Below are 23,876 nucleotides of genomic sequence, written 5' to 3'. Positions count from 1 at the left end.
TTAATTCTTTGCATCATGCACAATATACGAAAATTTAAGCACAGGAAGAAATATCCATTAAAATATGGTTTCCATTCCATACTTTTAACTGATAATATAGGATAGATTATAGAGAAACTAACACTTTTAAAGAATAGTTGCTTATTAATCGCGTTTTATTGTGAAAATATAGTGAAAGCTGAGCGAAGGCAAGTCAAGTGAAATTGAGCTTTATCTTTATCTAAGGCGCAACCTAATATAATATAATATAATATAATATAATATATAAATTTGAGTTATGTGGTTTAAAATAAATATATTATGATTTGTGGCCGATTGAAAACAGGGATGTATTGCAAATATTGATAGGCTTTTTTGTCGGGATTATCGCTTCTATAATAGCTTCTTTGCTTTTTTAAGTACATCGAATAAGAATCCCGGGAGAAAATACCGGGATCCGTAACTGAGATATTCAACTGTCAATTAAAACATCAAAGTCTTACAGATAAAAGTTCCTTGCCTAGCTTATGCAAGGCCGATTCTATCTTTTTCCTTTGTGGTGCCCTTGGCTCCCTCAATCCGCTGGCGTAATGATGCAACTGCTTTTGGTTAATACCGGTTAATTTTTCCAGAGCTGGCTTTGAGAATATTTTTTCATAATATTTCAAGAAGCTTTGAACATCAAACTTATACTCTATCTCGTATTCCCCTTTTAATATATCCGGGACATCATTACCTTCCAATAACAATTCAAGACCCTTCAACGCTTCTTCTTTCGCTTCTTCAACCGTATCGCCACCACCATAAATCCCGGGGCAATTATCTGCGTATGCTCCATAATGGTCCGAGCTTTTTTCTATTATGATTATCAACTTTTTCATCTTTCTATATTTTTCTATTTCAAATTATTACCTACTATTCTATCTGGATATTTAGATTTTCCACTTCTTTCTATTATGCTATCTATCAGTCCTTTGTTCTTTTATTTTTAAACCTTTCTTTGAAATATCCTTTCTTTCTTTACTTCCCTTATCTTTTTAAAGACTGGAGCTTATTTCAGCCCTATGTCCCTCATTACTTTTTTCCTTAATCCCTCCGGCATCTCCTTTGATCCAAGATAGGGAACCGGCGGAGAACTTCTGCCTTCCTTCTCATAGAAGTAATGGCTTCCTGTTGCTTTCAGGAATTTCCATCCATTCTTTTGAATTAACCTATGAAACTCTGAATATTTCATGACTGATGTTTTAATCGAATCTTGTAAAGATAACTATTTGGTTATTGTTTTCAAATGTTTTTTATTATTTTTTTACATTTTATTGAATTAATGTGGGAATCAGCATTTGTGTCTATTCTTATTTTCATCATAAGGTAAATCCATTTGATAAGAAGCTGCTGTAGGATGAAGACCAATTTTTTTAATTAAAAATCTAATGATAAACCTTCTGTTGTTGTTTAAAAACCAATTATTCGGGATTATCCATACTTTTGTTTTTCTCTGTTTAATCACCTATATCTACAATATCTTTCAGTTTTACATTTAAAGCATTACTTACTTTCAAAAGAGTATTTACGGTAAAATTTGTTTTGCCAGCTTCAATCCTGCTCATGTTCGATTTGTCATAATTACACATTGCTGCCAGAACTTGTTGTGAAATGCCTTTTTCTTCTCTTAGTTTCTGAATTTGTATCCCGATCTTTTTCAATGCAACTTCTTTTTCCATAAAAAATAATCAGTTATCATATTTGTCAACAATGATTATTTTTGAATATGCTAAAGAGAACAAGGCCTTTTTATGTCTCATCCTGTTCATTTTCATATTCCCTGTCCTGTTCAATTTCAATAGCTTCCCCTAATATGGCAACGGTTTGTTCCTGGGGTAATTCCTGAACTGTCCTCAGTTTTCTCTCTATGGCCCGGGATCTGACACCTGCTTTGTCAATAACATTAGTGGCTTCCTGAAGTTTCTTTTTGGTTCTTTCCAGTACGGTTCCGAAGTTCCCGAATTCGGTTTTTACGGCACCTAAGAGTTCCCAGACTTCACTTGAACGTTTTTCGATGGCCAATGTCTTAAATCCCATTTGCAGGCTGCTGAGAAAGGCTACCAGATTGGTCGGCCCGACAACGGTAATTTTATAGTCACGCTGCAATGTTTCGAATAAACCGGTCCGCCTCAATATTTCCGCATAAAGGCCTTCCGTAGGGACGAACATGATGGCAAAATCAGTAGTTACAGGTGGGTTAATATATTTTTCCCGGATGTCCTTTGCATTCTTTTTTACAGAATTTTCAAATTGCCGGGTAATCGATTCTACGTCTTTAGGATTCATATTGGAAAGATTGTCATAAGCTTCCAACAGCCTTTGGTAATCTTCATTGGGAAATTTCGAATCAATGGGCAATAACAGGGACTGGTCGTTATGGTTTTTTCCGGGAAGTCTGATCACATATTCAACTCTTTCCGGACTGTTTTCCTTTACCGGAACATTCTGCCGGTATTGCTCGGGAGAAAGTATTTGTTCCAGAATCGCTCCAAGCTGGATTTCACCCAGGTTCCCCCTTGTTTTGACATTGGTCAGTACTTTTTTCAGGTCGCCGACGCCGGAAGCCAACGATTGCATTTCGCCCAATCCTTTATGTACCTGTTCAAGTCTTTCGCTGATCAGTTTGAAAGATTCCGTGAACCTTTTTTCTACTGTCTCCTGCAGTTTTTCGTCAACTACTTTACGCATTTCTTCCAGTTTCTTGCTGTTTTCCTCCTGTAATGTATGCAGCTTTTTTTCTACGGCTTCCCTGATTTCCTTCAGCTCGACTTGATTTTCCCTGGCAGATTTTCCCAGTTGTTCCTGCAGGTATTTTGTTTTTTCATCGAATGACCTGATCCATTCATTAAGTTGTTTTGAAAAGGTTTCAAATTGATTTTTTTGGGCAAAGGACAAATCCGTTACTGTTTTTGTCAACATATCGCTCATTAATTTGAACGATTTATTTAATTCTTCCCGGTTATCTTTAAAAGCCCTCTGGTTTTCTTCCCGGTTTCTGCTGAATTCATCCCTGAGCAGAGGATCTATTTTTGCAAGATCCGAATCGATCCGGATAAGTTGATCGTTGATCCTAGGGTCAGGATTCGTCTTTTTTGTGAGAGTTAACACAATGTTAATGATCACAAGGACAACCAGTGCAATATAAAGTAAAACGGTTAATGTCATCAATTTTTTATTTAGATACGATATGTTATTTTCAAAAGCAGTAATCCTTTTTAAGTAAGGATATCTGCTTTTATCTCAGCCAATACTATTTTGAAACTATGGTTCATTAAAAATATCCGGTTAATAGGTGACTTTTATCCAGGGCACTTTTTCTGCAATCCACTTTTTTAACGATACCGGAATGTCGGTACACATATAATCGCAACCCAGATATGCCCCCAACATAAAATCTTCAACCGAATGTCCCGGCCACAGGCTTACGATCAGCCCTTCCTCATGTGCTTTCCGGACACTTTCACGGCTTGTTCCGTTCATTGTTGCACCCAGTCGCTTTATTCCGACAGTTTTACAAAGAGCTATTGTTTCTGCATTACAGGGCTTCGAAGTGATCAGAAGCAAATCAACGCCGGGATAGCGTGATTGAAGGTAACGTAAAGCCCGGTAATCTGACGAGGTAAATACATAAACGGCGTCAGCAGGTCGTTTTTCCATCACCATATGATACAGTTTGTCGCAATATGCTGCAAGACGGTCTTCCGGATAAAGCGATACCGGATTGGTTTTCATCTCAAATTCAACATATAAACCCGGTTTATCATGTAAAAAATCGAGCAATTCACTAAGAAACAGGATTTTGTTTCCCTGTTTTGTTTTCAATTGCATGATTTCCGTCTTTGTTTTATTTTCGACGGTCCCTTTGCCGTTGGTAGTCCGTTCCAATGAACTGTCATGTATGATCACCAATTCTCCGTCTTTCGTCATTCGTATATCTGTTTCGAATCCGTGATAGCCGGCGTCATAACTCGCTTTAAAGGCCAGGATCGTGTTTTCGTCATATTCCATTCGTCCGCCACGATGTGAAAACAGACGTATTTCCTGGATTTGTCCAAACACCTGTAAAGAAGCCAAAAGGCCTATTGCGATGGAGAATAATTTAAGTGTTTTCATCTGTATAAAATTATTTTTAAGATTATATGGACCCTGAAATCCGAAGGGCTCACCGCAAGTAACGGCTCAGCAGAGCTAAATATCCATATTTTGCTCATTATAGTGGATGAACAGTAATGATCATGGATTTCATCTGCGTGAATATAATTGAGTTTATGTTGGTTCAAATACAAATTTATATAACTAATATTTCGCACCATGCAAATGTGCATAAAAAGATCAATGAATCAAAAACGAATTTCGTACATCATTTCGGGAGAGGGGGCGATTATCGGTTCGGGAACGGGAAAATCATCGCCAACTCTCGGCTCCTCTTTTACCGGATTTGTGTTTTCTGTTACCATCAGTATATTTACGGATCCTGTATTTATAACAGTTTGTTCCGCAGGTTACTTTTTGGAATTGAATGAACTCCCTCCGCAGGAATAAAAGAGTAGCAGAAAGGGCAGGAGGTATGGCAGTATTCTGGACATAATAATTATGGTATTTTTGGGTAAAATTAAAGATAATTCTTTCGAAGTATGAAATAAAAATCAGTTTACTATTAACTATTACTGAGAAAAGATATTAACTGACAATGAATGATGAATTCTCACATTTTTTATTATCAGTTTATGGAATTTCAGCTAAAAATACATCCATAAGTTATAGAGAAAACATATTTTTGTATTTGAACCTATTCCTATGAAGTACATCTTTTTCCTATCTGCACTATTTCTGATGAAAGTGGGGTATATCTATGCCCAGTCTTCTTTTATTCCTGCACAGAGTCCTATCACTTTGGTTTACCGTATTGACGATGCGACTGCCGGAAAATATTATCAAGGTAAACAAAAGCTTAATGAAAAGGTATTACAACACTGTGTGGATACTTTACGTGATGTCGTGACGGAATTACCCGGTAATTATCCCACAGGACATTATATGCTGGTACACTCGTCCGGAAATATGCTGCAATTCCGTTTATTCTCGGTGGTACCTTTTGAGCACCGGATGTTAAATAATCAGCGGGATATGGCTTTAATGGTAATGGACCGTGAGACCGGAAAGATAATTGATAATGCCAAGGTAAAAGTGGGAAGTAAACGTATTCGTTATGATCGAGAAACTCAGAGTTACCGGCGGAAAAAAACCGATAAGCAGGGTACTTTAACCATTGAAGCGGATGGTATCACCGCATACTATACTGTAGAGCGTAAATACAAGATTAATTGGTGGAAGCGGATGAAGAACGGGTTGTGGAATGTCCCGGTTGTAAAATATGTATCGCGACCGGTTATATTTGTGACCAGTATTCCGATGGATATCTATCGGAGTTTCCGTGATTCATATCCCAAAGGTAGTATTTATTACATACAGAAGCCTTTTGCCGATATTTCCCAAAGTATCAGTTGGGGGCAACCTGTCGGATGGATTGACGGTGTGGCCCGTATTTTCGATCCTGATAAAGCCGGTAACGGTTTTTTCGTGTTCAGTAAACCCAGATATCGTCCGGGTGATACTATTCGCTTTAAAGCATTTGTAACCAATAAAAAGGATAAGCCTGTAACAGATTCGTTAACTGCCAGTATCCGGACTGATAAATACCATGAAATTGGTAAACTGAAACCTTACCGTCCGGGATTTTATACGATGGAATTTGTTCCCAAAGAAAACTGGGGGATGAAACTCGACCAGCGATACGCTATACAACTGGCCAATAATAAAGTCTATCAAAGCGGCTATTTTTATTACGAAGATTATGAATTACAGAATGTCCAATATCATATCCGTTCGGAAAAGACAGAATATTTGTTACATGAGGAAGTGACGTTTTTTGCCAAAGCTACGGATGAAAACAATATGCCGGTAATGGATGCACGCGTAGAACTGGCTTTGATTTCAGAAAAGGTTACTGACTTTACCGGAAAGCAGGTATTGGTCCCCGACCGGCTTTGGAGTAAGGAAATAACACTCGATCCGGTAGGAGAAACAAAAATCGTGGTTCCGGATAGTATCTGGCCTGCCGCTTCGTTGAATGTACAGCTAATTGCCATGTTCAGCAACAGCGATAACCAAACGGCCAAAAAAGATATCCGGTTTGTCCGGAAGAATACTCCGGAACGAATCTTTATTACTCAAAAAGCCGACAGCCTTTATGTACATTATGAAAATTACGGCAGATTTGTTGAAGGAATACAGGTGAAATTAAATCGTGGCCAGATGGGTGATACTGTGTTATTCCTTCCCGGAAAAGTTAAAATTCATCCGTTGGCAGATAAATATGTGGCTACCCAGATCGGGGAAAACAGAAATGAAGCGCTTCCGTTAGTGGGAAATCCGAAATTATTTGAAAGTATTGTCTCTAGTAGTGGCTATCAACCCGAACCTCTGTCTGTCGAATTTATTCCATCGGCAGATAATTCGGGAGTAAACTGCGTCTTGAAGCGTACCCGCGATAGTATTTTTATTTCAGTGATAAATCCATTGGAACTACCTCTTAGTTATACTATTTTCAAAGGGAACAAAGAACGATGGAGAGGATCAGGGACATTAACAGGATACAAAGCAAAAGCTTCTTCGAAAGATTATTTCCTTTCCGTACAATACATCTGGGGCGGGCGCGAGCATCAACTGGAATACAGGCTGGCTGATGATCAACCCCAACTGAAACTCAATACATCGGTTCCGGCCATAATTTATCCGGGACAAACCGTAAAAGTGAATATACTGGCTACCGATGCCGAAAATAACCCGGTTTCCGGAGTTGACCTTACGGCATGGGGAAACACTGCAAAATTCGGTGAATTTCAAATGCCCACTATTCCCTCATATCAGAAAGTATTTTCAGAACGGAGATCACACAATGCTTTTTCTTCATCGGAAAAAAGAAATATACGCCGAAGTAAAAAAATGGATTATCCGCAATGGAGAACACCACTGAAACTTGACAGTGTGGAACTGTATCGTTTTGCCTATCCCGGTAAAAAGGTTTACCGGTATGAACTATCCTCCTCCGACGGGAAAACTTATATTGCTCCTTATCTGGTACATGATGGTAAGTTGCTTCCCGTACAGATACTTTATATCGACAACCGGCCGGTATATTTCAGCAAAAGTACCACCAATGCTCCCTATGTATTTCCTGTTAATCCGGATAACCACTCTATACGGATCCGTACTTCCGATTGTGAAATATATTTCCGGGTACAGGTGTATAGCGGCTGTAAAAATATCATCAGCATTGATCCTTATGAATGGAATAAGGATATGGAGATCGGGAAAAATGCCGTAACGATCGGGAAAACTGTCAGGATGAAAGAAGAATACACCTCTAACGAGCTGTACTCGTTGCGGAATTACCTGATGCCTGTGCGTGCTCATATCAATAATCAGTTTTCCTATTTACATTACGGCAATACTTATGAAGTCCTTTCAACAGATTTCCGGACAGGGAGTAATCATTATTATAGAGGATTACTGACCGGTCCTGTTGCTGGTTCGGATATTACGTTATGGAATGAAGAGAAGCCCGTTGTTCAATTCAGCCGCGACAAATCATTTGAGTGGTTCGAATATGAGCCGTTACCCGGTATATTGAAAATGCGAACCATCCCTTTCGATAATAATTTTGATAAAAAGATACCATCTTTCGACTGGAAGAGATTACCTTATAGCCGGCAGGAACTGGATAGTATCTCTCTCCGTTGGAAACAAAACCGATTACAGAATAAGATACGTGCATTTAGGACCTCCGGATATAATACGAACGGGAAATTTCAGGTGGAAACCACCATTAACGATTCCATTCAGGCTAAAGCATGGTGTTGGATATTATACAACCATGAATGGCAACAAGCCCGTTTTTACCCACTTCAGGAACGTTCATTCGATTTTGGGAATGACGGAATTTATGATTTGTTTTTGCTGATGGCAGACAAAAGTTTTTACCGGCTCGATTCTTTGCAATTGCAAACCAATGCTGCCAATTTGTTGCGTTTTGATATCGGTGAAATGCAGCATCCTTCCTATTCGATTGATTCGCTAATCTCTCATCGCGAGTTATTACGGGATATTGCCTTGTACAGCGGTATGGATATTGATATACCTGCCAAGCCCAAAGCCAACCCACCCGTTCCCATAAAGTACAATCCCGATTATAAAAACAGTATCGAAATATGCGGAACAATTACCGATGAAAGCGGAGAGCCGTTACCCGGGGCAATCGTGACAGTAAAAGGTACTGCAGAAGGGACACTGAGTAATGTTGATGGACAATATTGCATTCGTATTCCTGAAGGGTACCGTACTTTAACATACTCGTTTATAGGTTATCAGTCGGTAGAATATACACCCCTGGAAAGCGGGACGGGAAATATTGTTTTATATGAAGATGCAACAGCATTGGAAGAAGTCGTTGTTGTCGGGTATGGAACACAGAAGAAATCCAAAGTAGTAGGCTCCATTTCAACTGTAGACGCCCTTCAGGGAAAAATGGCAGGTATAATTGTTTCTGATAAGCCGGAACAAGGATTTTTCATACGTGGAGTCAATACTTTGGACGGATCTTCGCAGCCACTCTATGTTGTAGACGGTGTGGTAGTAACCGATATCAGCCATTTGTCTCCCGATGTAATTGCCGATATGCAAATGTTGAAGGGAACTTCGGCAATTGTATTATATGGAGCACGTGCGGCAAACGGGGTTGTTGTGATCTCCACTAAAAAAACAGGTGTAGTGGATGCTCAGGATATTTTGAAACAGATGGTAGAAGATGAGGCTTATCAGGCAGGGCTTGCATCATCCAAAGGTTTGCGTAACAATTTCTCCGATGAAGCATTCTGGCAGCCGCTTCTGACCACTGATCAGGGAGGAACGGCTACATTCGAAACCACCTTCCCTGATGATGTCACCAAATGGAACCTGAACTTTATCGGTTTAGTACCCGGAAAAGCAAGTACCACATCACAGGTGCAGGTACGTTCGCTCAAACCTTTAATGGGACAGGTGGCTGTTCCCCGTTTTATGGTGGAAGGCGATTCGGCTAATGTAATCGGTAAGGTGATCAACTATACTTCCGATTCCGTTCAGCTTCATATCGATTTTACGATGAACCATATTATCAAAACTGAGAAGGATATAACGGTACGCCATTCATTAATTGATACGCTTGCCGTGGTAGCACCGGAAATTTTGACTGTTGATCTTCCGGAAACCGGTGATGATAGTATTTCCGTCAGTTATCAGCTTACACGTGGTGACGGTTATCAGGATGGTGAATTGAGGCATATCCCGGTTATCCCACGCGGAACCATTGAACATATCGGTCAATTTCACGTATTGGATACCGATACGACAATGACTCTTTCCTTTGATGTGTCAAAAGGTCCGGTAACTCTTTCCATGGAAAGTTCGGAATTGGATGTCCTGTTGAAAGAAACCCGTCGTTTGCGTGATTATAAGCATTTATGCAACGAACAAAGTGCATCGCGTCTCATGGCATTATTGTTGGAACGGAAAGCTTACCAGCTTTCCGGACAGGATTATCAATACGAACGGCATATCCACAATCTGGTAAACCGGTTGGTAAAAGGACAGAATAACCATGGATTGTGGGGATGGTTCGGTAACGGGGATCAGGAGACGTGGATCTCTACCCATGTAGCAGGAGCGTTGCTTCAGGCACGTGATGATGGCTTTGGATTTGATTTCGACTTTTCAAAACTCACCCAACAACTCATACTTCAATATGATAAGAGTAATGATTCCGAACGTATCGGGATATTGAATATGTTGATCAGGATTGATCCTGAAAATAATTACCCGTCATTATACTATGACATTAACTCCAACAATCTTCTTAGCTATACCGAACGTCTGAGATGGATGGAATTATCTCTGCATTTCGGGATAGATACGGACACTAGGAGTGTGTTGGAAAATAAAAAAACTGATCAACTGGGAAATATCCACTGGACAGAATATGACCGGACCCGTTGGATGATGAATGATGTGACCGCTACACTGGCAGCATACCGTTTACTGCGTAAAGCCGGAGATAATGAAGGAATAATGAAAAAAATCCGTAATTACTTATTAAAAGAACGGGATATTTATTACGGATGGCGTAATACATATGAGTCTGCCAATATATTAACCACTATTATGCCCGACATATTGGAAGATAGTAAAGGTAAAGCAGATAAACCGAAGATAACGCTCAATGGTGCTTATCACGCTATTATCGACACTTTTCCGAAACATGTCACGATCACCGGTCATGAACCGGTTACTGTTGCAAAGACAGGAACATTACCGGTATATGTTGCTGCCTGGCAAAAAGTATTTATTCCCGAACCTGAAGCAGCCGACGAAGGATTCAAAATCACTACGCAATTTGCAAAAGAAACCGCAATTGACAATCGGACGAAACAAATGACCACCAGTCTGACAGCAGGGAAGGTTGCTATATTGGAGGTGAATGTCGCATCAGACGTGTCGTCGGAATATGTATTGATAGAAATACCTATTCCGGCGGGTTGTTCTTACCAAAGTAAACCGCAATCGTGGTATTGGCGGTCAGGAGAAACCCACAGGGAATATTTCCGAGACCGGGTATGTATATATTTGCGGCGGTTGGAAAGAGGAACACACACCTTCCAGGTAGAGTTAATGCCGCGTTATACCGGTATTTATTATGTAAATCCAGCCAAAGTGGAACAGATGTATATGCCTTTGTTTTATGGCCGCACAGGAGTTAAGGTAATGAATATCAAGGATTAAAAAGAATATTGGGTATTCTGTCCGCTGGTGTTATGCTTGTTTTTATTTCGGCGGAATTCAGCGACATCGGTTGGTTTGACGAAGTTCTTTGTTATTTCACATAGTATTTGTGTGGGATTAAATATCCGGAGTGGTATTTATTTCAATCTGATATTTTTCAGATCTTTTTTATGGTTAAGTCAACAATATGGCATTTGGTTTGTCTATGTTATATTACTTTTTTAATATATTTAATATGAAAACAATATTAATAACAGCCGCCATAATGATGACTTTGGTGTCATGCGGTAACAGGAGTACAGGAAAGGACAGTTCAACAAAACAGAAGACCCAGGCCGTTGCAGATACGCATAACTCCCGGAATTCGCTGGATTATGCTGGTATTTACGAAGGTGTCACGCCGTGCGCTGATTGTGAAGGAATAAAAGTCGTAATAACTTTAGATGACAGGGGAAACTATACCAAAGAAATGACTTATCTTGGTAAAGGACCAAATAATGTTTTTACCAGTCAGGGTAAATATGAATGGGATACATCAGGAAGTAATATAACCCTGAAAGGAGAAAGCGGTATGAACATCTATAAAGTGGGTGAGAACAGACTCTTTATGCTCGATCAGGAAGGAAAGATCATAACCGGTGATTTGGCCGATAAGTACATCCTGACAAAGAAATAACCACAATAGGAATCATTATAAACTATAAACGATGAACAATGAACTGAAAATTCATAGTTTATAGTTCATTGTTCATCATTTTCAATTTTCCTACGTTTACCTTTAGAGGGATTATTTTGCCAGGTTATAATGTGTGTATATGGTTTTAAACATATCCCTGAGCCATCATAGCATTGGCAATTTTTACGAAACCACCGATATTGGCGCCTTTCACGTAGTTGATATATCCTGACTGTTCTGTACCATATTTAACACAGGTATCATGGATATTTTTCATAATTGATTTTAATTTGATATCAACTTCCTCGGCCGACCACGGTAAACGCATCGAATTTTGGGTTATCTCGAGGCCGGATGTAGCAACTCCTCCTGCATTCACTGCCTTACCGGGAGCAAACATTATTTTTGCATCAGTGAATATGTCGATGGCTTCTGGGGTACATCCCATATTGGATAATTCCGCCACACAGATTGTTCCGTTGCTCAGCAGCATTTTTGCATCTTCGCCGCTCAGCTCATTCTGGAATGCACATGGGATGGCAATATCACATTTTATGCTCCAGGACTTTTTGCCGGGAATGAATGTCGTATCGGGAAATTTATCAGCAAACGGAGCAACAATGTCATTGTTGGTGGCACGAAGATCTAACATATATTCGATTTTTTCATCATCCATTCCCTGTGGGCAATGGATCACCCCGTCAGGTCCTGATATAGCTATCACTTTAGCACCTACCTGGGTTGCCTTCAGGGCAGCACCCCAGGCAACATTACCAAAGCCGGACACGCCAATGGTTTTATCCTTGATGTCGACGCCTTTCAAAGACAACATGTGCTGTACAAAATAAACGCCGCCAAATCCTGTTGCTTCCGGGCGGATCAGGCTACCACCCCATTCAATACCTTTACCGGTAAATACACCGGTAAATTCATTTTTGATCCTTTTATATTGTCCGTACATATATCCTACTTCACGGCCGCCCACACCGATATCGCCTGCCGGAACATCACAGTCTGCACTGATGTGACGAAACAATTCTGTCATAAAACTCTGACAGAAACGCATAATTTCATTATCCGATTTACCTATAGGATCAAAATCCGAACCGCCTTTTCCCCCTCCCATAGGCAAACTGGTGAGGCTGTTCTTTAATGTCTGTTCAAATGCTAAAAACTTGAGATTACTGAGATTTACCGTCGGATGAAATCGTAACCCTCCTTTATAAGGTCCTATTGCACTGTTCATTTGTACTCTGTAACCCCGGTCTATTTCCACTTCTCCTTTATCGTTGACCCAGGGTACACGAAAAATAATTACGCGTTCAGGCTCGGCCATTCTTTCCAGGATTTTTGCATATTTATACCTGGGGTTTTCTTCAATATACGGGATTATTGATTGTGCAACTCCCCGAACTGCCTGATGAAACTCAACCTCTCCGGGATTTTTGGCTTTTATAATAGCCATAAATTTCTCTACTCTTTCATCCATGATTTAATTTATTTGGTTTTATACAAAAATAGTTATCATTTTTATATTTGTTTATTTTTTTATATAAAAATAAAAAACAAAATTAAAACTCGAAGATTATCAAGATGAAGGGCTGATTTATTTAATCATGCCTATTCTGTTTTTTGATATTAAAGTATGTTTATACTAACAAAGAGGTCGAATGTATTTTAATGAAAAATACTTATAACGCGAAAATCAGAAAAATTAAAGAAATAAAATGCCGGAAAGTTGGAACGCAAAAAAATGAAATGTTAGGAAGTCAGAATAAAGGATGAACGATAAATGATAAATCATAATTTTCTTATCTAATTGTTGATATTGCATCAAATTTTATTAATCATTTTTTTTATTTGTAAAGGAGCTTATGCAGCAAGGTGAGTATAGTAAATGAGAAATGTTATGAACTGTGAATTATTAATATTTCAGTTAGTTACTTGTTTTAACATTCATATTTTATAAACTTTCTAACGTAAATATACACAAAACGGCTATCTTTAGCCTGAAAAATATAAATACAATCTCTATGCAATTGACTTATTTTAAATCTATTACTGCGATATGTCTTTTTTCTTTGTTCCTTATAGCATGTTCAAAATCTGACGACAACACCAACACTGATAACAACAATAATAATACCGATACGGGTACAGATACTAACATATATGTGGCCGGATATCAAAATATAAACGGGAAAGATGTGGCTACACTCTGGAAAAACGGCAAAACCGTTGATTTATCCCTTGTCTCAAACGGCTCCGAGGCTTATTCCGTTTGTGTTTCAGGAGGAGACGTCTATGTGGCCGGGTATGCAATACTTGGGCTTAGCCGTATAGCTATGGTCTGGAAAAACGGTTCCGGCACTCCGGTTTCCACACTCAGTTCCTCAGCCCAATCGGTATATGTCTCCGGCGGTAAGGTTTACGTAGCAGGTCAGGAATATCTGAAGGCTTATACTGCCACATACTGGGTGGATGGTGCAGAAACCCATCTTGCAGACCGGCTCTCTTACGGCAAATCCATTCACGTCTCGAACGGCAATGTTTATGTCGGAGGAGAAGAGGCTATCCAGTACGGACAGGTCTGGAAAAACGGTAAGGCCATGGACATCAAACTTCCTTCCGGAGCCACCACGACCAACATCCATTCGGTTTACTCAACTGGTTCAGATGTGTATGCGGCCGGTAGTGCGCATATATCGAAGAATGTTGCTGTGGTATGGAAAAACGGGACACCTATGGAACTTACGGACGGAACAACCCAGGCTGAAGCCGAATCGGTTTATGTGTCCGGGAATGATGTGTATGTTGTAGGGCAGGAAATGCATACCGTCGGTATTTATCGTGCGATGTTGTGGAAGAATGGCACCGGGGTTCCGCTTACAGACGGCACCAGGTCGGCTTATGCATATTCGGTACAGGTTGTTGGCGGTAATGTATATGTTGCCGGATGTGAACAAATAGACAAAAAATATTACGCTTCGGTACTGTGGGAAAATGGGAAACCGGTATATATAACTGATGGAAAAACCAATGATGCGAAAGCCTATTCCGTATTTGTCGCGCAGGAATAAAATAGCGATTTTCTTTGAAAATGAACCGTGAACTACGAACTATAAATTTTGAACTGAAAAAATTATTGTTCTTACTTTTAATTTACCAGAACTAAGAATACAACAGTTAATAAATTTAGTGGGGAAGAAAAATGCATTCCCGATTCAACATTTTTAATTCCCAGGCGTTCATATTGAGAGGATATTGTTTCAAACGCATTTGATATGATAAAGTTTTGGCTATACAATTTATTGGTAACTGTGTTATTTTGTACTGTATTTTTCATGAATGAACGTTTCTTTTACGGACGTCCTTTATGCTTCTACATACACATAGCAACATGCATATTACTCTGCATCCAGTTGTTTATAGCCGTCTTTTATGGAATCCGTAATATAAAAAGACAAACCTTCTTTGAAAAAATAGTGGGATTATTCTCCATTGCTTTTATCTGCCTGGGAATTGGAATTGTATATGGTGGCGGGATTAGAAATACAGATACAGGAGGAATGAGGGATACATTTTCTGATTGCCCCTTTTTTTCGGAAGGATGTTGTGAAAGTGATGGAACTACCCCGGAAAAACCTGCTAAATCACAATACCACCATGGAAATTAATTCTCCATAGTGAAGTATTGATATAAAATGTTCTTATTGTGATACTATATACTCCTGTAATAACATCATAGAGGTTATCGCCAGCAATGCTTTTCACTTAGTGTAAAGAATAAAGTTATCTGTTACTGTGCTTACATCGTAAGGGAAAGAAATTTTGTTGGAAAAGTTGCTTCATTATACCAGGCTTAAGATGTATTTTCTGTTTTGGCAGGAGCCGTAGGTTCGGGAAATGTGCCTTTATTCAACACTCTGACCTAAAAGGATAAAAAAGTGATCGATCTAGGAATCACCCTTTTGGGTGATAGGAGAGCATGAGGAAAAGGAGTACTTTTGTTCAATAAAAATAAATGATGAAGCGGATTATTTTTCTCAATTCAATGTTTTTGTTGTTTGTAACTGTTTCCGGACAGGTACAAAATATAGACTCATTGATTCATGTATTGGAAACTGAAAGATTATCGCCTGTAGAACAATTAAGTTTATATGAAAAAATTACCCTGTTCTATGTGACGCACGATCTGGGAAAAGGCACTGAATATGCCCGGGAAGGAATACAGCTTGCGGAAAAAGAAAAAGATAAGAAAAAAGAATCAGCCTTCTACCGGTTTTTAGGTGCGATCCATTATTATCAATCTAAATTCGATACCTCCCGTATATATCTGGATAAAGCCTTGTCGCTGGCTGTTGAGATTAACGACAAACCATTCCAGGTAATGACCTATTCTGAGTTGGGTAATTTATACTATCTGCAAAATAATTATTCATCTGCTCTTGAATATTATATGAAGGGTTTAACCTTAAACGATGGTAAACCGAATCGGAGTACGGCAGCTATTTTAGTGAATATGGCCAATATCCACCGTACATTGAATCATCCTGACAGGCGATCTATTTCAGTGAACAGGCATTGGAAATCGCCGAACAGCTTGCGCTTGATGATATAAGAATGGGTGTATACAATTTATTAGGCCTTGTCTATGCCGATAAAGAAGATCCGGATAAGTCCATTGAATACAATCTGAAAGCGTTGGATTTAAGTCGTAAATTGGGAAGAAAACCCCATGAGATGGTTATTTTAACAGCGCTTTCTGCCCAGTTTCAGGTCAAAGAAGAATATGATGAAGCTTTAAGATACATTCATGATGCTTTACAGATCGGGGAGGAGTTCGGTAGTCCCCGTGATATGGGTAATATTTTGAGTGTGATGTCCGAAATATATCTTAGTATGAAGCGTTATAACGAGTCTGTAACTATTGCTCTAAGAGCATGGACTATAGATTCTGCCAGTTACGATATTGCATCCCCGACCGCCTTAACGCTTTGCGTTGCCTATATCCATTTAGGAGAAAAAGAAAAAGCAGAATACTTTGTACGCAGGTATTATGTAATCAACATAGAAAAAAACGAAAAAAGCCTTCATGACAGTTTAATTGAAATGGAGACCAAATATGAAACCGAAAAGAAGGAAATTCAGATTACTTCGCTGGAAAAAGAGCGGCGGTTATATGTCTGGCTTTCCGTTGTAGGGATTTTACTGGCTGTCGCCTTGGGATTTGTGTTATGGCAAAAAGTAAAAAATGCCCGAAGGGAGAAACAGTTAATTGCTACCCGTTCGGTTTTGGACGGTGAAATGGGAGAACGGATGCGTCTGGCCAGGGATCTTCACGACCGGCTCAGCGGTAACCTTTCGGCTGTGAAAATTGAACTTAAAAACCATGGGCAGTCTTTACAAGATGTCGATGGAAAGCTCGATAATTGTATTGAAGAAATCCGCCGTATAGCTCATAATCTGATGCCGGTATCTCTGCAATATGGGATGAAAGTGGCGTTGGAAGATTATGTAGCCCAGTTTCCGAATGTCCGGTTTCACTTTTTTGGTGAAGGAAAGCGTATCGGCAAAAGAGTGGAATTTGTGATATATTGCTGTGCCAATGAGTTGGTAAACAATTCTATAAAACACTCTGGCGCAGCAAGTATCAATCTGCAATTAGTGCAGGATGAAAAGCATGTTACGCTTACTGTTTCGGATGATGGCAAAGGCTTCGACAGGAAAAACATTACGGAGGGTTTCGGATTGAAAAGTATCCGCGACAGGGTAGCATCCTGTAACGGAAAAATGGATATTTTCGCTTCACCCGGTAAAGGGACGGAAACCATTATTGAATTAAACCTGGAAATTCATATTAGATAATGGTAACTCTTCAAATTGTTGATGACCATAAAATGGTGGTAGAGAGCCTGGGTAAACTGATCAATGAATCCGGGATAGCCAGGATTACAGGCGTATATTACGATTTGGAATCCTGCCGTACTGGATTGGCAGAGGATCTACCCGATGTGCTACTCCTCGATATCGGCCTGCCCGATGGCGACGGAGTGGATTTTTGCACTGAGGTCACCAGGATTTATCCCGGGTTAAAGATCATTATGCTGACAAGTTATAAAGAATTCAGCATCGCCCAGCGTGCCTTACACAACGGTGCACTCGGTTATATACTGAAGAATGCCGAGAGCGAAGAAGTATTTGCCGGTATCGAAGCGGTAACTAAGGGAGATCGATTTCTTTGTGAGGAGATAGATATCACACTGAAAGATAAAAAAAACGAGGATGTTATCTGGCTTTCCCCGCGTGAAAAGGAAATCCTGCAATATATTGCCGACGGTTATACTACGAAAGAAATTGCAGACAAGATCTGCCGCGATACGGAAACTGTCAAGACATACCGGAGAAACCTTCTCATTAAACTCGCTGCCAGAAACACAGCTGAACTGGTGAAAAAAGGGTATGAGAAGAAACTGATCGGTTAAGGCTTAAATCATACAGGCAAAAATATGGAAAAGGATTTCTATATTTTGAGTGGTTTTGTTGTCCTGTTTGTAGATATATATTTTACTCCTGTCTTTTATCCTAAGATGAGATCAATTATTTGATGTTGTTTGTTGAAAAACGATCGCCTTTCAATACCGCCACTTCCGGAAAGAAGAACAGATGTTTTACGTAGGGATTTTATCGAGTTGATCCATTCTATACAATTTTCATAACAATTATCAACAAATGCCTGGCTAAAATTTGTATGGTATGTAAAAAGGCATTCTTTCTGGGATGCATGGTACTGGCACGTGACACCTATACCGATCATAGAAACATAAAATTCTGCTTCGGCAGCGATCATATTTTCCGGAATAAAAGTTCCTTTTAGATATTGTTCGAGTTGAGTCAGTTGTTTTTTCAATTCCTCTTTCAATTCCTCTTTTTCTTTTGCTGTGATTGCATGTATTCTATAGAAATATTCTATTTCATTGGCTAACGTCCAGATTAAAGAATTATCCCATATGTATAATATTTTAGCACAGTGAATTTGTTCGATTTTTTCTTTTATCGAATTGAGTTCACATGGAATTTCCCATTCTGAAAAATTCTCAAATTCTTCAGTACCCACAAAATAATGCCCCCATTTAAAAAACAAAAATTTCATTAACAAGGGATGGTGCACAGAGAATTCTAAAGGTATGGAATTGTGTACCCCACCTATTTCAGCAGGCATTTGGGAAATTTCGATCATACGTTTTAACCGGGATAGGATTATGTCACACAATACGTCTATTGTTGTAGATTTATATGGAGCATCTAATGAAAATGGAAGCCACTGGTATTCCTTGCTAAGATGTAATAGATTATCAATAGATATATTGAAGGTATTGGCAAGTGTTCCCATTTCCCTGACAGAAAATTGGACTTTACCAGTCAATCTCCTGTAAGCCGATTCTTTTTCGATCAATAAAATATCCGATATTTTATTAGCAAGATCAGTCTTTTTGGGTACTTTCGAGTATAATGTCTTAACAAAATTATCATGTAAATCTCTCATTTTTAATGTATTGTTTTTCTGATTTGCCTTGTCTATATTCTTGCTAATGTGTTACTAAATTAGTAAAAATTTAAACATATGATAAAAAAATAAAAAATAAAAGCTTTTTGTGATGCAATTTTTGAGGAAGATAACCTTTTTATAGACAAAATGTAGGAGATTTTTTTTTCTCCTACATTTCTGATGGGAAAGTAGAAAAATATGATATAAATTTCATAAAAACATCTTGAAATTAGCAAGTTGAGAGATATAGTTGTCTTTTTTTTGAAGTTCTTTCAGTTTAAATTTGCCTTCAAATAACTATGTGATAACCATTATGTTTTTTACTTACATGATTTAGAACAGGAGTATGAATTTGAATAAAAAAAGTTTCTTTAATCGGCAATGATTACTCCAATCTTAGTCATTACTAGTCAGGAAATAATACGATGTATATTACTAAAACAATAAAATTAAAATGACATGACAACAGAAGAGTTTAATAATCAATTATTAGGATTTCATGATAAGTTAAATTATTATGCTATTCGTTTAACAGCCAATAAGGATAATGCCAGGGATTTGCTGCAGGAAACATATTTAAGGGCATTTTCCTGTAAAGAACAATTTGCAAACGAAACCAACTTGATAGCATGGACTTTTACGATCATGAGAAATACATTTATCAATAATTATCGTAAAGCATCTCAAAAAAGAGTGATTTTTGATAGTACAAAAGATTTGTTTTTTCTGAATCAGAATAAAGATATTTTGAACATTACACCTGATTCGGAATTTCGAACAAAAGAAATAAATAAGGCAATAGAAACATTAGAAGATGTATATAAAGTTCCTTTTAGACTGTATACTCAAGGATATAAATACAGGGAAATTGCACAGATGCTGGGGATAAAAGAAGGAACGGTAAAAAGCCGTATTTTCTTTGCCCGTAAGAAATTATCTGAAAAATTAGAAGATTATTATTAGTCATTTGATGAAAATAGCTTTAACAGAAACTGCCTCATTCAATAACAAAATCTTTACTTCCATCATATTTTTAACAATAAAAAAATGGATTTATATTCTTTCATCCATACTAAAATGTTTAAAGGATAAAGTAATTTCAATTGTTTTCCAAAGTGTTTCATGGCATCAATGCCTGAAAAAAATCGTCGGCAATATGGCAGGTAGGGGTAAAACATTAATTTTGATCCATTCCGCTACAGATGAGCCGTTTGGAAATGGGGGTGGGGCTTTTTCAGTTTTCATCGTCGTACAAGGAAAACGTGTTGATTTCGGAGTGGTACAAATGATTAATATAAAGCTATGTAGACGTTTATCGACTATAACGATAAATGGAGCATGCAGTATAAAAGGATGGTACTTCTTCGAATAAATAGTAGGATTATTCTCCATTGTTTTTGTCCGTTTGGGAATTGGAGTTGTATATGTTGGCGGAATTAGAGATACAGATGCAGGAGAATAAAGAATACATTTTCTGATTGTCCTGTTTTTGGAAAAAGTTGTAAAAAAGACAAAAATAGTCCGGAGAAACCTGCTTATCAAACTTGCAACCAGAAACATTACTGGACTGGTGAAAAAGGGATATGAGAAGAAGCAGATCGATTAATCCGGATTTCCTAAATAAAAATCAATCTTCACTCTTTATGTAATCGTCAGTGATCTTATGTAATAAAACGCTTAAATTTTCGGAAATATTTAATTCCTGAAACAGTTGCTGCGCATTGTTGAATGTAGCGATCAGGCTTTTTTTAAGACTTGTTTCATTCATTATCGGTACGCTTTCCATATAGAATTTATACCAATTTTGCGGAATATCCTGTTCCAATTTTTTAGTAGGAGATTCCCAATGCGCTATATTACTACTACGTATCCGGATCAGCCACAAAAGATATTTCTGGATATAGCCGAACAGATGATGGGCATGGGCCAGTTCCTTTCGCTGTAACACATTTTTTGTGAAAAGCAGATTGTTCAGAAGCGATTGTGCCAACCATTCTATGTTTTGCGGAGTATCCTGTACTGGAGATAGTATGCGGATATTTTCAAGTATATCAGAAAGTTTCCCATCCTTATCCACAAGATTCATTTTATCTTTATGTTCAAAGGAGGTGAGTCCTTCCCATTCTTTTACAACGACGACTTCCGATTCAGGCTTAAAATGAAATTCCCCACGGATAAGGTTTGAAAATACGACTACATCTGTTCCAAATTCATTGGTAAAATACATGTCGACCGGATGGATGGATTCGATCCACTTTTGCTTATTTAATTCACCGTCTCCACGTACGAATACATAAAATTCAACATCGGAAAAACGGTCGCCTTCGCCTCTGATAAATGAACCGTACATCAGGACAGCTGAAACTTTTTCGTCATTCAAAGCAGTTTCCCGGACTTTTTCAATAAGATAATTCTGGTCAAGCATCTTTTTTTAATTTTATTTAGGTAAAGATATACACAAAAGACAGATAAATATGGTATTTATTGGTCCTTCTTGTTCTTTTTCGACAATATACCTCAGTTTCCAAAGGCGTCTTTATATAGGTATTTGAACCGCTTGATGAATAATTCCCATAATTTGCGGTATTTCTTCATTGTTCAATCGGTTGATGTATCGTAAATTTAGATGGATTCTTTATAACTTGATGAACATAGTTGATCGTATTCCGCAGATAATACCGATTCTTTTCTGGGGTAATTATAACCTGGGATAAGGACGATGCTTTTTAGCAGGAGTGATCAAAAATAATATCAGGTCTTCTTTTGAGATGCTTTTTCGCAGGTTTTCAATTGCTTTATACAAGGTATTGCGGACAACCTGGTTATTTATACCCATTACATGTGCTATCTCTTCGTTGTTCAATCCATTGATATATCGTAAATAAATCGCTTCTTTCTGTCTTGATGGAAGTTTATTGATCGCATCCCGCAGGTAACGCCGTTTCTTCTTTATTGATTCCTGTTCATCGAACGGATGATCGAATGAAGCTGCCGCCTGGAATATATGTTCATCGATACTATGGTGGCTATTCTGCGCAAATTTATTGTTGCGGAAGATCTTATACTTTAGCGATTTGATCAGGTAATATTTAATGTTGTCGGTCGGACTGATCGTTTGCCGGCTATTGGAAAGTTCCAGGAACAGGTCGTGAATACAGTCCTTTATCAATTCTTTATCATTGGATAATTTCAGACCATATCTATAAAGGGTCTGAACATGCATATCATATACCTGGAAAAAAGCACGTTGATCTCCCTCTCGGAAACGATCCCATAAATGGGCGTCTATATTGATGTTATCCATTAAAATATTCTGATAATGATCCGATAATATCTATTGGGATCATGATGCAAAGTTATAAAAAATAATTTGAGCTGTAAATTGACTCCGATAATGTATTGATATTTATATGTTTATTTGTTGTTCTTTTAGAGAAGGCAAAAAAAGCACAAATAAAAGGTTACAAAAAGTAAAGAAATGTCATTATCATATGATGAAGGAAAAATATACGACATATCGATGTACGGATTTTGTATCCGATCAGGATTTTATCAATTGGGTGAATGATCCTGATCCGTTGTCGGATGAGTTTTGGACGTCGTTGGCTGCATCATACCCCCGGCTGGAAAAAGAGATGAATGATGCACGGTTGATTATCCAATCGATCCAATTTGAAGAGGAAGATTTGCCGGAAGAGGAAAAGCAATTGTTGTGGGATACTATCCGAACCGGTGCTTTGAGAAGATCACCCATTATAAACCGGTTAAAGCTATGGGCTGCCTGTGCGGCATCCATACTTCTCCTGTTTGGTGTATGGCTATGGTATACCGGTGGAAGTGATCAGCTGATGGATTTTGCGGAATCGACATCCGGTATAATGTTCGGGTCGGAAATTCGGGTAATGTTGGCCAATAAAACCGACTATATTGTCGCTTCCGGAAATGCCGATTTTATGTATGGCAAAAATGGGCAATTAACAATCAATGCTACAGAAACGATTGATCAGCCGGCGCCTGGAAAAAAGAGGAAGACTTTATTTAACCGTATAATAGTACCATGGGGCAAACGTTCTACCATAACTTTTGCCGACGGTACCAGGTTGTGGTTGAACTCGGGGAGCCGGGCTGTTTTTCCTGTCGATTTTACCAGCGATAACCGTGAAATACTTATTGAAGGGGAAGCTTATTTCGAGGTAGCTAAAGATCGTTCAAGGCCATTCATCGTGAAAGCAGACGGTATGAAAGTGAAAGTGTTGGGTACGGCTTTTAACATAACGGCCTATCCGGAAGAAAATGATATGTTCGTTACACTGGTAACTGGATCGGTGGAGGTCGGATCAAAAGGCAACCGGAAAACGATAATGCAGCCGGACCACATGATCCGTATCGATAAAAACATTCCCGGACTGGAAGTCAGCATGGTGGATGTTTACGATTACATCTGTTGGAAAGATGGTTTTTTACATTTCCGGAGCGAGACCCTGGAAAATATTTTACGGCGGATAGAAAGGCATTATGCTGTCCCGATAGTGATGGATGACCAGCTTAGTGAATATACCATTTCCGGAAAACTTGACCTGAAGGAGCGTGTTGAAAAGGTGCTGGATGTGATAAAAATGCTGGCGCCTGTGGAATACGAGATAAAAAACAATAAAATATTGATCAGTAAAAAGTGAATGCCTATGAAGAAAAAACCGGATAATATTGGGCGTATTATCCGGAAATGGAAAGTTTTAACTTAATCATATTAGACTG

Annotated in this window: 20 protein-coding genes; 11 read left to right on the top strand and 9 right to left on the bottom strand. The window is 38.5% G+C overall.

Annotated elements, in window-relative coordinates; translation table 11 throughout:
- Positions 1–470: 470 nt before the first annotated feature.
- From LBQ60_12515 to LBQ60_12495, 5 genes are all read right to left on the bottom strand, one after another.
- Positions 471–860 carry a type II toxin-antitoxin system HicB family antitoxin gene (locus LBQ60_12515; GenBank protein ID MDR2038739.1) on the bottom strand — a complete coding sequence of 130 codons (390 nt, stop codon included), beginning with the start codon at positions 858–860 and terminating at the stop codon, positions 471–473.
- Positions 861–1,030: 170 nt separating this feature from the next.
- Positions 1,031–1,213 (bottom strand): type II toxin-antitoxin system HicA family toxin, encoded by a 183-nt coding sequence (locus tag LBQ60_12510; GenBank protein MDR2038738.1) that lies wholly within the window; start codon positions 1,211–1,213, stop codon positions 1,031–1,033.
- 265 nt (positions 1,214–1,478) lie between these two features.
- Positions 1,479–1,700, bottom strand: coding sequence for a helix-turn-helix domain-containing protein (locus tag LBQ60_12505; protein MDR2038737.1), 222 nt, complete (start codon positions 1,698–1,700; stop codon positions 1,479–1,481).
- A 70-nt stretch (positions 1,701–1,770) separates the two neighbouring features.
- Positions 1,771–3,186, bottom strand: coding sequence for a DNA recombination protein RmuC (rmuC, locus tag LBQ60_12500; GenBank protein MDR2038736.1), 1,416 nt, complete (start codon positions 3,184–3,186; stop codon positions 1,771–1,773).
- A 120-nt stretch (positions 3,187–3,306) separates the two neighbouring features.
- Positions 3,307–4,134, bottom strand: coding sequence for a glycerophosphodiester phosphodiesterase (locus LBQ60_12495; protein ID MDR2038735.1), 828 nt, complete (start codon positions 4,132–4,134; stop codon positions 3,307–3,309).
- A 222-nt stretch (positions 4,135–4,356) separates the two neighbouring features.
- On the opposite strand from LBQ60_12495, the gene LBQ60_12490 reads away from it, so the two are divergent.
- The 3 genes from LBQ60_12490 to LBQ60_12480 all read left to right on the top strand — a co-directional run bounded on the left by LBQ60_12490 (position 4,357) and on the right by LBQ60_12480 (position 11,572).
- Positions 4,357–4,563: a hypothetical protein gene (locus LBQ60_12490; GenBank protein ID MDR2038734.1), complete on the top strand. Its 207-nt coding sequence runs from the start codon at positions 4,357–4,359 to the stop codon at positions 4,561–4,563.
- Between the two features lie 255 nt (positions 4,564–4,818).
- Positions 4,819–10,896 carry a carboxypeptidase-like regulatory domain-containing protein gene (locus LBQ60_12485; protein MDR2038733.1) on the top strand — a complete coding sequence of 2,026 codons (6,078 nt, stop codon included), beginning with the start codon at positions 4,819–4,821 and terminating at the stop codon, positions 10,894–10,896.
- Positions 10,897–11,131: 235 nt separating this feature from the next.
- Entirely contained in the window at positions 11,132–11,572 is a 441-nt protein-coding gene (locus tag LBQ60_12480; GenBank protein MDR2038732.1) for a copper resistance protein NlpE, read from the top strand.
- A gap of 145 nt (positions 11,573–11,717) precedes the next feature.
- On the opposite strand, the gene gdhA is transcribed toward LBQ60_12480, so the two are convergent.
- Positions 11,718–13,061 (bottom strand): NADP-specific glutamate dehydrogenase, encoded by a 1,344-nt coding sequence (gdhA, locus tag LBQ60_12475; protein MDR2038731.1) that lies wholly within the window; start codon positions 13,059–13,061, stop codon positions 11,718–11,720.
- Positions 13,062–13,605: 544 nt separating this feature from the next.
- Between gdhA and LBQ60_12470 the strand changes: the two genes are divergently transcribed.
- The 5 genes from LBQ60_12470 (at position 13,606) to LBQ60_12450 (ending at position 18,057) form a co-directional block, all read left to right on the top strand.
- Complete coding sequence (locus LBQ60_12470; GenBank protein MDR2038730.1) at positions 13,606–14,652, top strand: hypothetical protein; 1,047 nt, start codon at positions 13,606–13,608, stop codon at positions 14,650–14,652.
- A 204-nt stretch (positions 14,653–14,856) separates the two neighbouring features.
- A complete protein-coding gene (locus LBQ60_12465; GenBank protein ID MDR2038729.1) occupies positions 14,857–15,249 on the top strand; it encodes a hypothetical protein in 393 nt (130 codons plus the stop codon).
- 377 nt (positions 15,250–15,626) lie between these two features.
- The gene (locus LBQ60_12460) at positions 15,627–16,193 is read left to right on the top strand and encodes a tetratricopeptide repeat protein (protein MDR2038728.1); all 567 of its coding nucleotides are present in this window, start codon (positions 15,627–15,629) and stop codon (positions 16,191–16,193) included.
- Positions 16,194–16,195: 2 nt separating this feature from the next.
- Positions 16,196–17,440, top strand: a complete 1,245-nt coding sequence (locus LBQ60_12455) for a sensor histidine kinase (protein MDR2038727.1) — start codon at positions 16,196–16,198, stop codon at positions 17,438–17,440.
- Positions 17,440–18,057 (top strand): response regulator transcription factor, encoded by a 618-nt coding sequence (locus tag LBQ60_12450; GenBank protein MDR2038726.1) that lies wholly within the window; start codon positions 17,440–17,442, stop codon positions 18,055–18,057. The genes LBQ60_12455 and LBQ60_12450 overlap by 1 nt, the downstream gene beginning before the upstream one ends.
- Before the next feature lie 95 nt (positions 18,058–18,152).
- Here LBQ60_12450 and LBQ60_12445 read toward each other — a convergent pair whose 3' ends face one another.
- Complete coding sequence (locus tag LBQ60_12445) at positions 18,153–19,118, bottom strand: hypothetical protein (protein MDR2038725.1); 966 nt, start codon at positions 19,116–19,118, stop codon at positions 18,153–18,155.
- A gap of 462 nt (positions 19,119–19,580) precedes the next feature.
- Here LBQ60_12445 and LBQ60_12440 point away from each other — a divergent pair, with 462 nt between their 5' ends.
- Positions 19,581–20,084, top strand: a complete 504-nt coding sequence (locus LBQ60_12440; GenBank protein MDR2038724.1) for an RNA polymerase sigma factor — start codon at positions 19,581–19,583, stop codon at positions 20,082–20,084.
- A 193-nt stretch (positions 20,085–20,277) separates the two neighbouring features.
- Complete coding sequence (locus tag LBQ60_12435; GenBank protein MDR2038723.1) at positions 20,278–20,493, top strand: hypothetical protein; 216 nt, start codon at positions 20,278–20,280, stop codon at positions 20,491–20,493.
- A 255-nt stretch (positions 20,494–20,748) separates the two neighbouring features.
- Here the strand turns inward: LBQ60_12435 and LBQ60_12430 are convergent, their stop codons facing one another.
- Both LBQ60_12430 and LBQ60_12425 read right to left on the bottom strand, forming a co-directional pair.
- Complete coding sequence (locus tag LBQ60_12430) at positions 20,749–21,546, bottom strand: LinF (GenBank protein MDR2038722.1); 798 nt, start codon at positions 21,544–21,546, stop codon at positions 20,749–20,751.
- Between the two features lie 273 nt (positions 21,547–21,819).
- Positions 21,820–22,425, bottom strand: coding sequence for a sigma-70 family RNA polymerase sigma factor (locus LBQ60_12425; protein ID MDR2038721.1), 606 nt, complete (start codon positions 22,423–22,425; stop codon positions 21,820–21,822).
- 187 nt (positions 22,426–22,612) lie between these two features.
- On the opposite strand from LBQ60_12425, the gene LBQ60_12420 reads away from it, so the two are divergent.
- Positions 22,613–23,797, top strand: coding sequence for a DUF4974 domain-containing protein (locus tag LBQ60_12420; GenBank protein ID MDR2038720.1), 1,185 nt, complete (start codon positions 22,613–22,615; stop codon positions 23,795–23,797).
- The last annotated feature ends 79 nt before the right edge of the window (positions 23,798–23,876 follow it).

This window comes from Bacteroidales bacterium (genome assembly GCA_031275285.1).
Lineage (GTDB): Bacteria > Bacteroidota > Bacteroidia > Bacteroidales > UBA4181 > JAIRLS01.
The sequence above is the reverse complement of the archived record's forward strand: the minus strand, read 5'-3'. Positions and strand labels throughout refer to the sequence as shown.